This is a genomic window from Actinomadura formosensis NBRC 14204 (assembly GCF_001552155.1).
Lineage (GTDB): Bacteria > Actinomycetota > Actinomycetes > Streptosporangiales > Streptosporangiaceae > Spirillospora > Spirillospora formosensis.
The window spans coordinates 1-14,113 of sequence record NZ_BCQQ01000156.1; the positions used below are offsets into that span (position 1 = coordinate 1).

The 14,113-nt window shown below is 72.8% G+C and carries 11 protein-coding genes and 1 pseudogene; 5 read left to right on the forward strand and 7 right to left on the reverse strand.

From position 1 onward, the window contains the following. Positions 1-756 (forward strand): annotated as a pseudogene (locus AF1_RS35420) (hypothetical protein); the annotation flags it as partial. Between the two features lie 52 nt (positions 757-808). Here AF1_RS35420 and AF1_RS28775 read toward each other — a convergent pair. After that, positions 809-1,648 carry a hypothetical protein gene (locus tag AF1_RS28775; RefSeq protein ID WP_067806277.1) on the reverse strand — a complete coding sequence of 280 codons (840 nt, stop codon included), beginning with the start codon at positions 1,646-1,648 and terminating at the stop codon, positions 809-811. A 132-nt stretch (positions 1,649-1,780) separates the two neighbouring features. Between AF1_RS28775 and hisN the strand changes: the two genes are divergently transcribed. The 3 genes from hisN (at position 1,781) to lhgO (ending at position 4,161) form a co-directional block, all read left to right on the forward strand. Continuing rightward, entirely contained in the window at positions 1,781-2,584 is an 804-nt protein-coding gene (hisN, locus tag AF1_RS28780) for a histidinol-phosphatase (protein ID WP_067806280.1), read from the forward strand. Between the two features lie 134 nt (positions 2,585-2,718). Then, a complete protein-coding gene (locus AF1_RS28785; protein ID WP_067806283.1) occupies positions 2,719-2,910 on the forward strand; it encodes a hypothetical protein in 192 nt (63 codons plus the stop codon). Positions 2,911-2,973: 63 nt separating this feature from the next. Then, positions 2,974-4,161, forward strand: coding sequence for an L-2-hydroxyglutarate oxidase (gene lhgO / locus AF1_RS28790; RefSeq protein ID WP_067806285.1), 1,188 nt, complete (start codon positions 2,974-2,976; stop codon positions 4,159-4,161). Here the strand turns inward: lhgO and AF1_RS28795 are convergent. Further along, positions 4,158-5,624 (reverse strand): carboxylesterase/lipase family protein, encoded by a 1,467-nt coding sequence (locus AF1_RS28795; protein WP_067806289.1) that lies wholly within the window; start codon positions 5,622-5,624, stop codon positions 4,158-4,160. The genes lhgO and AF1_RS28795 overlap by 4 nt on opposite strands. Before the next feature lie 77 nt (positions 5,625-5,701). Continuing rightward, entirely contained in the window at positions 5,702-6,337 is a 636-nt protein-coding gene (locus tag AF1_RS28800) for a TetR/AcrR family transcriptional regulator (protein WP_084263438.1), read from the reverse strand. 104 nt (positions 6,338-6,441) lie between these two features. Between AF1_RS28800 and AF1_RS28805 the strand changes: the two genes are divergently transcribed. Then, positions 6,442-7,302 (forward strand): oxygenase MpaB family protein, encoded by an 861-nt coding sequence (locus AF1_RS28805; RefSeq protein WP_067806292.1) that lies wholly within the window; start codon positions 6,442-6,444, stop codon positions 7,300-7,302. Between the two features lie 54 nt (positions 7,303-7,356). On the opposite strand, the gene AF1_RS28810 is transcribed toward AF1_RS28805, so the two are convergent. The 4 genes from AF1_RS28810 to AF1_RS28825 form a co-directional block, all read right to left on the reverse strand. Beyond that, the gene (locus AF1_RS28810; protein ID WP_067806296.1) at positions 7,357-8,721 is read right to left on the reverse strand and encodes a cytochrome P450; all 1,365 of its coding nucleotides are present in this window, start codon (positions 8,719-8,721) and stop codon (positions 7,357-7,359) included. Between the two features lie 108 nt (positions 8,722-8,829). Beyond that, on the reverse strand, positions 8,830-11,820 hold the full coding sequence (locus AF1_RS28815) for an AMP-binding protein (RefSeq protein WP_067806298.1): 2,991 nt from the start codon (positions 11,818-11,820) through the stop codon (positions 8,830-8,832). A gap of 56 nt (positions 11,821-11,876) precedes the next feature. Beyond that, the gene (locus AF1_RS28820; RefSeq protein ID WP_067806300.1) at positions 11,877-13,523 is read right to left on the reverse strand and encodes an AMP-binding protein; all 1,647 of its coding nucleotides are present in this window, start codon (positions 13,521-13,523) and stop codon (positions 11,877-11,879) included. A 124-nt stretch (positions 13,524-13,647) separates the two neighbouring features. Beyond that, positions 13,648-14,016, reverse strand: coding sequence for a DUF3054 domain-containing protein (locus AF1_RS28825; RefSeq protein WP_067806302.1), 369 nt, complete (start codon positions 14,014-14,016; stop codon positions 13,648-13,650). Positions 14,017-14,113 lie beyond the last annotated feature (97 nt).

A 14,113-nucleotide genomic window follows, 5' to 3' on the forward strand; every position in this document is an offset into this window, starting at 1 on the left:
CCCCGCACGCCCGGCGCGCCGCAGCCGGTCCTCGCGCCCGCCCGGCCGCCGCACAACGTGACGCTGCCGCCGCCCCCGGCCGGACCGGCGGTCGAGACGGCGCCCCCGCCCTCTCCCTCGCAGCGGAGGCGGATGCCGTGGCCGCTGCTGGTGCCCGCCGGGATCGTCGCCGCCATGATCGCCGTCGCCGTCGTCGCGGTCGTGGTGTTCAGCGACAACGGCGGGGCCAAGGACAAGGCCGAGGGCGGGAACGGGGGCGGGGACCGGCGGCCGGGTACCTCGTCGCCGCCCTCGCAGGTCGCCGCCCCCGACGGATACCGCGTGTACCGGGGGTCGGCGTTCGTCGCGGCCGTCCCCCAGGGCTGGACGGACGAGGCCCAGGGCGACGACGTGACGTTCACCGACCAGACCAAGGGCGTGAAGCGGGCCGTGGTGATCCAGCGGCTCGGCTCGGCCTCCCAGAGCGATCCGGGGGACGGCCTCGCCTCCGCGATCGACAAGATGAGGAACGACTCCAGCGCCTATCCCGGCTTCGAACAGGAGATGTTCGACCGGAACGTCCCCTTCCTGGGCGGGCAGGCGGCCGAACTTCAGTTCACCTTCACCAAGAACGGCATCCTGGGCCGCGCGCGCGTGCGGGTGTTCGTGTTCGGCAACGCCCTCTACCAGGTCCTGCTGATCTCCGACCAGAAGCACTGGGAGGGCGCCCTCCCCCACTATGAGACGTTCCTGAAGACGCTGCGCAGCACCTCCTGACGCGGCGCGGACGGGGCCCGCGCAGGCAGCGGCGCCGCCGCGTCCCGGCGGGCTAGCCGCGCGGCTCCTCCAGCAGGGCGCGCGCCTTGGCCTCGGCCTCGTCCAGCGCCTTGACGTGCTGAGGCGCGAGTTCCGCCACGCACCGGGTCATCTCCTCGGTGACGTGGCTGAACGCGCTCTCCTCGGCGCCGCGCAGCGCCGCCCGCACGCTCGCCGACCGGGCGCCGAGCGCGGCCCATTCCAGCTCCAGCCGCGCGACGGCCTCGTCGAACGCCCGGGACGCCTCGTCTCCCGCGCTCTTCAGCTCGCCCGGGATCGGGCCCCGGCCCGCCTTCCGCGCCCGGCTCGACAGGGCCGAGAGGCGGCCGGCCAGGGTCAGGCCCTCGCGGGCGTGGGGCAGCACCTCGTGGATCAGGTCGGTGACCGCCTTCGCCAGCTCCTCCACCCGGGTGAGCAGCGTCCGCGTCGCCTCCTCCAGCGCCGCGGAGGTGCGTTCGGCAACGCGTTCGGCGGCGTCCCGCTGCCGCCGGGACAGCACCGGGACGACGTCACGGTCCAGCAGGCGGCGCAGCTCGCGCTCCCGCTCGCCGGGCACGGCGCGCCCGGCGAGGTCCGCCCAGACGCGCTCGATGCGCTCCTGCCCGGACGCGGCGATCTGCGCGGTGATCTCGTCCAGGGCCTCGCCCACCCTGGCCTTCAGCCGTTCCACGCGCCCGTGGAGCGCGTCGCGGTCGAACGGGTCGTTGAGCTCGTTGAGCTGTGCCTGCAATCGACGGGACACGTCGATGGCGTGGTCGGCCAGGGGGACGAGACGGTCGGCGAGCTGGTCGAGCGTCTCCGCCCGGCGCGGGTCGGTCAGCTCGGCAACCCACGGGGGAAGGTCGTGCGCCATGGCCCCATGGTGCCACCACCCGTCCCGCGAAACCGGCCGCCGCGCCCCGCCGCGCCGCGCGGGACGACCGAAAAGCCGGAACCGCGGGTAGGTGTGTCTGGCCAGGGGGTGAGCAGGGTAGCGTGGCACGCCGTGGCGGGCTATTCCGATGACCTGCGTCTCGCGCATGTGCTGGCGGACGGGGCCGACGACATCACGACCAGGCGTTTCCGCGCCCTCGATCTCGACGTCGAGACCAAGCCGGACCTGACGCCGGTCAGCGACGCCGACCGCAGCGTGGAGGAGCAGATCCGCGGCACGCTGAAGCGGGCGCGCCCGCGCGACGCGGTGCTCGGCGAGGAGTACGGCAAGACCGGGTACGGGAACCGCTGCTGGATCATCGACCCGATCGACGCGACGAAGAACTTCGTCCGCGGCGTCCCGGTGTGGGCGACGCTGATCGCGCTGATGGAGAACGACGAGATCGTCGTCGGGGTGGTGTCGGCGCCGGCGCTGAACCGGCGCTGGTGGGCGGCCCGGGGCGGCGGCGCCTGGACGGGGCGCAGCCTCACCCGCGCCACCCGGATGAACGTGTCGTCGGTCGGCGGCCTGCCGGATGCGTCCCTGTCGTTCTCCAGCCTCAGCGGGTGGGAGGAGCAGGGCCGGCTCGACCGGTTCCTGGATCTGACGCGCGAGGTGTGGCGGACGCGGGCGTTCGGCGATTTCTGGTCGCACATGATGGTCGCCGAGGGCGTGATCGACATCTCCGCCGAGCCGGAGGTCTCGCTGTGGGACCTCGCCGCGCTCCAGGTCATCGTGGAGGAGGCCGGCGGGATGTTCACCGACCTGTCCGGGGTGCCGGGCCCGGACGGCGGCAGCGTCGTCTGCACGAACGGCAAGCTGCACGCCGACGTCCTGCGCACGCTGGGCGGCGGGCAGCTCTCGCTGCGCATCTGACCGGCGAGTGCCGGGCATACCCGCTGCGGGGCCAGATCATCATGGCCATCCGGCCGACTCGCGACATATCGTGGAACAGCGGTCGCGGGGCGGTCGTTGTCCCAGATGGGCGGTCCGCAAAACGGAGGTTTCAGATGTCGACCCAGACCAAGGTAGTGATCGGCGGCGTCATCGTCGGCTTCCTGACCCTGTTCGTCTTCCCCTGGTGGCTGAGCGCGCTGATCATCCTCGGCGTCCTCGGCGCACCGCTCGTCGGGTACCTGATGCTCGACCCGTCCCAGCGCAAGCGGGTGCGGGCGCAGGGCCGCAAGCGGCTCGGGAGCTGATCCGGGCGGCTGCGGGGCCGGGGGTTCGCCCCCCGCCGGGCCCGCCCCGTTAGGGTGCGGGATGTGGCGGAGACGAAGGTCGGGGTGGTCGGCGCGGGCATTGTCGGGCTGGCGATCGCGCGGCGGCTGACCGAGACGCGCCCCGGCGTGACGGTGACGGTCCTCGACAAGGAGGACCGCGTCGCGGCCCACCAGACCGGCCACAACAGCGGCGTCGCCCACGCGGGCCTGTACTACGCGCCGGGCTCGCTGAAGGCGGCGCTGTGCAGGCGCGGCATCGGCCTGCTCAAGGAATACTGCACCGACCGGAACCTGCCCTACGAGGAGTGCGGCAAGGTCGTCGTGGCGCGGGACGCGTCGGAACTGGCCGCGCTGGAGGAGATCGAGCACCGCGCGGCGGCCAACGGTGTTCCGGGGCTGCGGCGGCTGACGGGCGGTGAGCTGCGCGAGATCGAGCCGCACGCCGCCGGGGTGGCCGCCCTGCACTCCCCCACCACCGCGATCGTCGACTTCCCGGCGGTCGCCCGCGCGTTCGCCGACGACGTGGCCGGGGGCGGCGGCGAGGTCAGGCTCGGCTTCGAGGTCGTCCGGCTGGGCCGGGCCGGGGACCGCGTCACGGTCGCGTCCCCGCGCGAGGAACTGACGTTCGACAGGCTCGTGGTGTGCGCGGGCCTGCACTCCGACCGGGTGGCGCGGCTGGCCGGCGACTCCCCCGCCCCGGCGATCATCCCGTTCCGCGGCGAGTACTACCGGCTCGTCCCGTCCCGGACGGATCTTGTCCGCGGCCTCATCTACCCGGTGCCCGACCCCCGCTACCCGTTCCTCGGCGTGCACTTCACGCGCCGCGTGGACGGCGGCGTGGACGTCGGACCCAACGCCGTCCTGGCCCTGGCCAGGGAGGGCTACCGGCGCCGCGACATCCGCCCTCGCGACCTGTGGGAGACGATCCGCTGGCCGGGCTTCCGGCACCTGGCACGACGGCACTGGCGGACGGGCGCGAAGGAACTCTACGGCTCGGCGGTCAGGCGGGCCTTCGTCGCCGAGGCGCGCGGCTTCGTCCCGTCCCTGCGGGCGGCGGACGTCGTCGCGGCGCCCGCCGGGGTCCGCGCGCAGGCGGTGGACCCCGACGGCTCGCTCGTCGACGACTTCCGGATCGGACGCGTCGGCCCGGTCGTGACCGTCCGCAACGCCCCGTCTCCCGCGGCGACGTCCTCCCTGGCCATCGCCGAGCACATCGCCGAGCTGCTCTAGTCCCAGAGCGCGCGGTCGCCGCCGCGCGGGTCGCCGGCGACCCCGCCGTCCGGTTCGCCGAACATCCGCACCGCCCGCGTGGACGGGTCGAACCGCTCCCAGCCGGGGTCGCCGGTGCCGGCGAAGCCGGCCCAGGCGCGGTGCATCCGGTCGGCGAGCGCCTGCGGCGGGTTCGGGCCGGCCATGCCCCCGGTCCCGGCGGACAGGTTGTCGAACACGAAGCCCAACTCCAGTGCGTGGCAGGCGCCGAGGTCGTGGTTCGGCGACCGCCATCCGAACTCGTACATCCACGTCCGCCCGCCGGATGCGGCGTGTCCGGCGGCGGCGCGGTTCGCCGGAACGCGGAACAGGCTGTCGGTGATGATCGTCGCCATCAGCTCGCCGGCCGTCATGTCCGGGTACCGGTCACGGTAGGCGGCGGGCAGCCCGGACGGGACGCCCATCCCGGCGGCGACGACGCCCACGGCCTCGTCGGTGAGCTGGGCCGCGAGGCCGGTCGGCATCAGGAACAGCCGGAACTCCTCGGACGTGTAGCCGATGAGCAGGTCCACGTCGCGGCCGGCCCCGGCGGCGATGGCGTCCTCGGGGCGGCGGGTGAGCAGCTCGCCGTCCAGCACCGGGGTGAGGGACATGCCGCCCGCCGCGGTGGTGGCGCCCCAGCGGCCGGGGTCGGGCAGCATCGCGACCTCGGCGGCGACGGACGCCTGCGCGGGGATGATCGCGGCCGGGTCGAGCGCGGCGAACGCCTCCGCGGTCGGCTCGACGCCGAGCCGGGCGGCCATCTCCTTGGTGACGAGCATGGCGTCGTCCGGATCCTGCGCGATGCCGCCGGCACCGCTCTGCGCGATCGCGCGCCGGAACAGCCCGAGATCGAGGGAGAGCAGGGTGGTGACGCTCATGCCCCCGGCGGACTCGCCGAACACGGTGACGCGGCCGGGGTCGCCGCCGAAGCCCGCGATGTTGTCGCGGACCCACTCCAGCGCGGCGATCTGGTCGAGCAGCCCCCGGTTGAGCGGCGCGCCGGGCAGATTCGCGAAGCCCTCCACGCCGAGCCGGTAGTTGATCGTCACGCAGACGACGCCGTCGCGGGCGAAGGCGTGGCCGCTGTAGAGGGGCACCGCGCCGGACCCGTTCCGGAACGCGCCGCCGTGGATCCACACCATGACGGGCAGCCCCGACCCCCCGGGTTCGGGCGTCCACACGTTCAGGTTCAGGCAGTCCTCACCCGGGATGTCCGGGTCGGGAAGCAGCGCGTCGAACGGCTTCGGGTAGCCGGGCTTGGGTGCGGTCGGCCCGTACTCGACGGCGGGGCGGACGCCGTCCCACGGCCGGGGCGGGCGCGGCGCCCGGAAGCGGTTCGGCCCGAACGGCGGCGCGGCGTAGGGGATGCCGAGGAACGCGGTGACGCCGTCCTGCGTCGTCCCCCGAACCTTCCCATAGGACGTCTCGACGACCGCCTCCATGCCACGCCTCCGGTTCTAGAACGAAATTCAATGAACCAGAGGGTACGGGACGGACGGCGCCGGGCGGAACGCCCTGATCAACCCGCCTGCGCGCCGGGGCGGAGCATCCGGGTGAGGTAGTCGCGGGCGAACGCGCGGATGGCGTCCTCGTCGTCCAGCTTCAGCCCGCCACCCGGGACGAGGAGCAGCGACAACGCGAGCCGCAGCAGCACCTCGGCAACGGTGTTGTGGTCCTCCGCGTCGCCGGGACGGGCGCGGCGCAGCCGGTCGGCGAGGATGTCTCGGGCGGCGAGCATGACCGCGCCGCCGTTCATGCTGAGCTGCGGCAGGACCGCCTCGGGCTCGCTCTCCAGCACGCGCGTCATCAGCGGATGCGTGCGGGCGCTGCGCAACCCGACGACGAACCCCTCCACGACGGCGTCCTCGGGGGACGGAAGGTCCTCGGTGGCCTCGGCGATCGCGGTGAGGAACCGGCGGCACTCGCGCAGGATCACCGCCTGGAGGAGCTGCTCCTTGTTGGTGAACCGCCGGTAGATGGTGGTGCGCGCGACCCCCGCCCGCTTGGCGACGTCCTCCACGCTGACCCGGCGCAGCCCGTAGCTCTCGAACTCGGCGAGCGCCGCGTCCAGGATGCGGGTGTCGAGATCGTCGGCGCCGTCCTCCGGCATGACCAGCCGCGCGAGCAGCCCGCCTGCGGTCGCGTCCATCGTCATGCCCGCACCTTAGCCGGATCGGGCGCCCGGCTCGTACCACCGGACGCAACATAGCTACAATAATCGTCAACCTGTAGTTCTGTCTCACACTTGCGGCGGTGCACATGACGGACCAGGCCGACACGCAGGCGCCGGCTCCGCTCGGGCCGGGCTCGCTGACCTGGCGCTACTTCGGCGACACCCGGATGATCCTGGTCGGGCCGCGGGCGGCCGTCCTGCAGAACATGCTCCCCGCGCTCGGCCAGGGCGTCCTCGACCACTCGGTGTTCTTCACCGAGACGTTCGCGCGGGTGAAGCGGTCCGCCGGGCCGATCATGGACACCGTGTACGGCGCGGAACGGTCCGCCGAGACGGGCCGGAAGGTGCGCGACTACCACCGCGACATCAAGGGGACGATGCCGGACGGCACCCGCTACCACGCGCTCGACCCCGAGACGTACTACTGGGCGCACGCGACCTTCCTCGACACCATGCTGTACGGGATCGAGACGTTCGTCAGGCCGCTCGGCGAGGCGGAGAAACACCGGATCTACGAGGAGTCCAAGACGTGGTTCCGGATGTACGGGGTCAGCGACCGGGCCATGCCGCAGGACTGGGAAGCCTTCCAGGCGTACTGGAAGCGGATGCTGGACGAGGTGATCGAGCCGCACAAGACCGCCCGGTACGGCGTCGGCTACGTCAGGAAGGGCCTGCCGAGGCCCCGGCGGGTCCCCGCACCGGTATGGCGGGCGGTGTCACCGCCGCTGAACGCGGCCGCCCGGTTCATCACGGTCGGCGGGCTGCACCCGCGGATGCGCGAACTGCTGGACCTGCCGTGGAGCGCCGCCGACGAGCGCCGCCACCGGCGGTTCGCGGCGGCCGTCCGGGCGGGGAACCGGCTGTGGCCGCTGCTGCCCGAGTCCGTCCGCTACCTGCCCCCGGCCCGCCGCGCCTTCCGGAAGGCCCGAACGACTCGCGGAAGGTGACGTCGACCACGAGGCCGGTCCCCCGGACGGCCCCGGTGATGGCGATGACCTTGCTCATGGCCGTTCCAGCCGGTCGAGCCGGACGGGCAGCCCGTCCTTCGGCGACGGCAGGGACGTGGTGTCGAGGGGCCATTCGTACCGCGCGGGGACGCTCCACCGGTAGCGCTGCAGCACCTGGTGCAGGATCGTCCTGACCTGCATCCCGGCGAAGTACAGCCCGATGCACTTGTGCGCGCCGCCGCCGAACGGGGCCCACGCGTACTTGTGGATCTTGTCCTCGCGGCGCTCCGGGGAGAACCGCTCGGGGTCGAACCGGTCCGGGTCCGGCCACCAGTCGGCCATGTGGTGGTTGCTGAGCATCGGCACCACGACCATCGTCCCGGCGGGGACGTGGTAGCCGAGGATGGAGGTGTCCTTGACGACCTTGCGGGGCAGCGCCGGGACGGGCGGCAGCATCCGCAGCGACTCCTTCATCACCATGTCGATGCCGGTGAGGGAGTCCAGGTCGTCGTAGGAGGGCCGCGCCTTGCCGAGGGCCAGCGACTCCTCGCGCAGCCGCTCCTGCCATTCGGGGAACTTGGCCAGGTAGTAGGCCATCGTCGTCAGCGTGATGGTGGTGGTGTCGTGCGCCGCCATCAGCGCGAAGATCATGTGGTTGACGACGTCCTCGTCGCCGAACCGCTGCCCGTCGTCGGTCTCGGCCGCGCACAGGGCGGCGAACAGGTCGCTACCGCCGGCACTCCCCTCGCGGCGCTTGGCGGGCAGGTGCCGGTAGAAGAACTCCTCCAGCGTCTTGCGGGCCCGCAGACCCCGGTGCCAGCGCAGCCCGGGGACGGGGAACCGGACGTAGGCCGTCCCCGCCCGGACCGCGTCGATGAACGCGCCGTTGATCCGCGCGCGCTCGGCGCCGTCCAGTTCGACGCCCATGAACACGTCCACGGCGAGGTCGAGCGTGAGCTGCTTGACGTGGTCGTAGACCTTGAAGCCTGATCCGGGTTCCCATGCCTCGACGCCCTTGACGATGCCGGGTGCCATCGCCTCCATGTAGGCGCGCAGCCGGGCCGGGGTGAACGCCTGCTGCATGATGCGGCGGTGGTGCAGGTGCTCCTCGAAGTCGAGCAGCATGATGCCGCGTTTGAAGAACGGCCCGATGTAGTAGCTCCAGGCGGGGCCGTTCGCGAACGCCTTGTCCCGGTTGACCAGGACGACCTCGGCGGCCTCCGGGCCCTGGACGGTGCAGGTCCGCTGCCCGAGCAGCCAGCCCCAGGCGACGGGACCGTACTGTTCGTACCGTTTGCGGGCCATCCCGATCGGGTCGCGCATCACGGCGAGCGTGTTGCCGATGTAGGGGACGCCGGGCACTCCGGGGACCGGTTTCAGGCCGCTGCCCTGCGGCGGCGGCGCGAGGACGCTCGTCATGACCCCTCCGGGGAACACTGCAACAAATAACCGGAATCTGTTGCTTTGTTCTAACGTAGCGACCGCCCGTAAGTCCAGACTTATCCGCGGTGACTTGAGCCTCCGCCGTCAGCGCGCTTCGCGGGCCGCGGGCGCCCGGAGCAGCCGCCGCCGCGCCGTGTCCGTGAGCGGCCGGTACGCGCCCGCCTTGTCCCGGTAGTAGGTGCGGCCGTCGCCCGCGGCGGGGACGCCCTCGTCCCGCAGCGGCGCCGTGACCAGCCGCCCTCCCGCCGTGACGGGCACCTCGTCCACCACCCGGACGAGCGCGGGCCGCAGCCCCGGCTCCACCCGCAGCAGCGCCTCCGACAGGTCGATGGGTTTCAGTGTCTCCTCCGAGGGCGCCCGGAGCCGCCGGGCGAACCCCTCGGCATCGCGCAGGCTCACGGCCGCCGCCGCGAGCTCCGTCTCCCCCACCGGGATGCCGTAGACGGCGACGGTGTCGACATAGGGCAGATCGCCGAGAGCGTCCCTGATCGGCCCGGGCGGGACGATGCCGTCGGCGGTGCGGATGAGCTCGCCCTCCCGCCCGAGGAGCCAGAAGTCGCCGGCGGCGTCCCGGCGGAACAGGTCACCGGTGATCGTCCACGCGTCCTCGGCCCGGAACACGCCCCGCACCGGCCGGGCCGCGGCGCCGATGGCCGAGGGCCGCACCCGGGCCAGCAGCATGCCGATCTCGCCGGGCTCGCACTCGATCGCGAACCCGCCGGCCCCCTCGGCGAGGTGCCCGTTCTCCAGGTCGTACCGGGCGAGCCGGACCTCGGCGCTGCCGGGCAGCGGACGCCCGAGCGATCCGGGTTTCTTGCCGCTCAGGTTGACCAGGACCGCCTCACCCTCCGTCGAGGCGTAGAACTCCAGGACGCGGGCGGGCGCGAACCGTTCCTCGACCCGCCGCCACAGCCCGCGCGGCATCCCGGACCCGATGAACAGCCGGACGGCGTGGTGCCGTTCCGCCGGGTTCGGGGGCGCGTTCACGAGGTCGCGCAGCAGCATCCAGGTGTAGGACGCGACGGTCACGCCGTAGCGGCGCGCCTCGTCCCAGAACGTCTCCGGGTCGTACCCGCCGGCGAGCGCGAGCCGGGCACCGCCCGCGACGGCGCCGCCGAGGCTCATCAGCAGCGCGGAGGGATGCTGGATCGGCGTGATGCTGTACACGGTGTCGGACGATGAGAGCGCCGCCGACGACGCGGTCCCGAACGCGGACAGGGCCCAGCGCCGGTTCGTGATCCGGCCGGCCCGCAGCTGCTCCCCCGTCCCGCGGAACACCACGAACGCGAGATCGCCCGCCCGCCCCGGGTTCGGCCGGTACCACCCCGGCAGCTCGACCTGGTCCGGGTCGATGGTCTCCATGTCCATCAGCGATCCGCGGTCGCCGCGTCCGGCGCCACCGAGCAGATAAGCCCGGACGCCCTCCAGCCTCCCGGCCCGCGCGGCGTGCTCCGGATCGGCGATCACCCGGGTCACCTGGCTGAGCCGCACCTCCGCGGCCGGATCACCGTCGGGACGCAGCAGGACGGCGACCGCGCCGAGCCGGCTCAAAGCCGCCACGAGCGCGAGCGCGGTCGGCCGCGTGCCCATCAGCACACCGACGGCGTCACCGCGCCGGACCCCGATGTGGATCAGCCCGCGCACCACGGCGTCGATACGCCGCTTGGCCGCGTCATGCGTGTGCGCACGCCCGCGGTAGAGGAAGAAGACCTCTCCGGGCCTGCGCCGGGCCTGCTCGTCCAGCAGCAGCCCCATGGACATGCGCGTGTCGGACTGGAGGCGCTCCAGCCGCGCCAGCCGGGGCAGGTTCTGCGCCGCTTCTCCGCCCAGCTGCCCGCTCCCCCGCACCACCTGCGCGGCCGTCCGGAGCACCGACCGCGCGGCACTCGCCCCGATGCCCATCGCCAGCTGGAGCCCGTAACCCGCCGGTCCGCCGGGCAGACCGGCGGGTTCGGCCTCCTCGTCCCCCGCCACCGGAACGACGATCTCCGGAAGGTCGTCCTTTCCCTCCCGCCACATCGCCCAGGACGCGACGGCGGGCCAGGTCTGCGCGATCGCGAGGCCGCCGACGACGAGCCCGAAGTGCCCGGCGCTCAGGGACGCCTCGTACACCTGGGCGCGCGGCGCGGCCCGCCTGATGCCGCGCACCATCGGCGGCGGCGCGATCTCGTCGACCTCGCCCACGAACGTGAGCACGGGGCAGGTGAGGTCGGCGAGCGTGACGAGCCGGTCCCCGATGACGAACCCGCCGGTCAGCATCCGGTTGTGCTGGATGAACTGGCGGAGGAACTCCGCGAGCGCGGGGCCGGGCCAGGAGACCCAGCCGTCCCGCTCCAGGAACCGCCGCTGCCGTTCCCGCGCCGCGAGCCGTTCCCGGTCGTGCAGCTGGAGGATGAACTCGACCCTCGACCGGACCGACTTGACGGGGCTGAGCGCCTGGAACCCGAACCGTGTCACCCACCCGGGCACGGCGAACGCGCCGAGCACCCGGTCGGGTATCCGCTCGACCCCCTCCGAGGCGAGCCAGCTCGGCAGCCCGAACGGCAGCCCCTGGCTGATGTCGGACGGGCTGCCGAACGTCACGACCGACTCGATGCCCTCACTGCGCCGGTAGGCGGCGGCCTGGTAGACGAACATGCCGCCTTGCGAGTATCCGGCGAGATGGACGTCCCTCCCCGTCGCCTTCCGGATCCGGTCCACGGCGTCGCTGACCGCCAGGACATGGTCGCTGATGGTGCGTTCCAGCCCGCCGGGCTCCCGCTCGGGCGCGCCGAAGTCGACCACCCACGGGTCGACGCCGAGATCGTGCAGCACTTTCACGGCGCTGACCCGCGAGGAGATGTCGTACACCTCCGCGGTGATCATCAGCGGCGGCACGAGCAGCATCACCGGGCCGCCCGCCGACCTGGGGAAGTAGTGCCGCAGCCGGTAGACGCGCTGCTCGGTCACCACCTCGCACGGGGACGCGTCCTCGCCCGTGTCGAAGCCCCCGAACCGGGCGACCTCCAGGGCGTTCTGGGCGGTGGAGCCCAGGCGGGCGCCCAGGCGGAACAGCGTTCTGGCAACAGGCGGCATCGTCGACCTCTCGCAGCGTCAACGCCATGGTGTCCTGTCATCAGCGCCTTTAGCAATCAGGGCACGATGCGTGCGCCGTCCATGTGACCTGCCTGGAGGCGCTCCCACATGTAGCGGCGGCGGGGCTTGCCGCTGGAGGTGCGCTGGATCAGCCCGGCGCCGACGACGATCGTGAGTTCCACGTCGTCCCCGACACGCCGCCGGAGCATCTCGCGCACTCCCGGGACCCATTCCTCGCCCCGCGTCTCGGCGAACAGCGCGAGCCCCCTGCGCCCGGCCCCCGGCACGCCGACCACGACGACGCGTCCCTTCCCCAGCCCGCTGACCTCGGCGATCTTGCCTTCGAGGTCCTCGACGTAGACGGACCGGCCCCGGACCTTGATGCTGTCGCCCATGCGCCCGAGGACGAACAGCTGCCCTTCGTGGAAGAACCCGGCGTCCCCGGTGTGGACCTTCCCGTCCATGAACCGCGTGGACTTGGCCTCGGCGCCCGCGAAGTATCCCGGGCAGGCCGACGCGCCCCCCACGACGATCTCCCCGAGCAGCCCGTCCGCCAGTTCGTTCCCGTCGTCGTCCACGATGACGACCGGCACGTCCTCCTCGGGCGTCCCGCACCCCACGACCCACCCGGACTTGGCACCGAGCGACTGGGCTCCGAGCGAATGCTGCTCCAGGATCCGCACCGGCGACCCGAAGGACAGCGTCTCCGGATCGGGCCGGACGGCGAGCGGGGCACGGCCTTTGTTGTCCATGGTGACCAGGAGCGTCGTCTCCGCCATCCCGTAGGCGGGCTTGAACACCGACCGCGAGAACCCGAACGGCTCCACGAGCCGCGCGAACACCTCCAGCGTATGGGGGTCGATGGGCTCGGCGCCGACCAGCGCCATCTTCCATCCCGACAGGTCGAGCCCCTCCAACTGCTCGGGCTTGACCCGCCGCGCGGAGTACGCGTACGCGAACGGCGGCGCCGCCGTGTGCGCGGCCTCCGTGAAGCAGCGGATCCACCGCGCGGGGTCGCGGATGAAGTGGTCCGGCCGCATCAGCCGGAGCGTCCCCTGCCGCGCGATCGGGGTGATGAAGGCGCCGATCAGCCCCATGTCGTGGTAGAGCGGCAGCCAGGACGCGACCTCGTCGCCGTCCTCGTACCCGGCCATCCGGGCGATCAGCTCGGCGTTGGCCTCCAGGTTGGCCCAGGTGACCATGACGCCGCGCGGCGCGCCGCTGGACCCGGAGGTGAACTGCAGCAGCGCCAGCTCACCGGCGGGCCGCACCTCCGTTTCCGCGGCCTGGCGGGGCTGCCACGGTTCGCCGCACAGGCCGGCCTGGTCCATGGCGCGTCCGGCGTACTCGGCCAGGTCCTTGGAGGCGACGACGAGCGCCGGCGACGCCTGCCGCAGGATGGCCGCGACGTGGGCGACGTAGTCGTCCCCGTCCTGGAACAGCGGCGGCGTGATCAGGCAGACGGTGCCCCCCGCCGCCCAGACCCCGAAGTACGTCTCGATGCACGTGAAGTCCGTCGGCAGGATGAGGCACACCACGTCGCCGGGCCGGACGCCTTCCTCGATGAGCGCCCCGGCGGTGCGTCGCGCGGCGGAGGCCAGCGCACCGTAGTCACGGAACTCCCAGCCGCCGTCATCGGCCGCCAGGTACACGCCGCGTCCGGTGTGCGGCTTGTCCAGCCAGTCGCGCAGCGCAGATGCCATCGTGTCCCCTTCATATGATCCCGGTCACCCACGTGACTCGCGGGTAACTTCACCAGGACGGGGCGCCCTCGTCAACCTGTTCGATCAACGAATGTGACCAAGCGCTCATTTGGGTGACGTCCCGTCACCCGGCGGAGGACACCTTCCGCCCGCCCACGACCCGCGCGAGGAGCCGCCACCCGAGCAGGGCGAGCCCGAGGAAACTGGAGGCCACGATCACGAACGCGACGGCGGTGCCCTGCCCGGCGAGGACCCGCAGCACCATTCCGACCGCGACGGCGCAAACCCAGACCCCGACTCCGACGGGCATCAGCGCGTCCGCCCCACGCCAGGCCCGCGTCACGCCCCACCCGGCACCGAGCCCCACGAGAAACGGCCAGGCGGTATTGGCGAACCCCGCCAAACTGGCGGCCTCCTCATGCGAGGCCCGTCCAATGGCCACGAAGACGAGCACACAACAAACGTCCACCAGAGCCGCCACAGAATTCCGCATTCCCCCAGGCTAAACGCCCGATCCAAGAGCAGAGGACAGACCCGAAGCCCCAGCCCAGGCGGGGGTCTAGGGGCGGAGCCCCAGGGGCGGGCGGGTG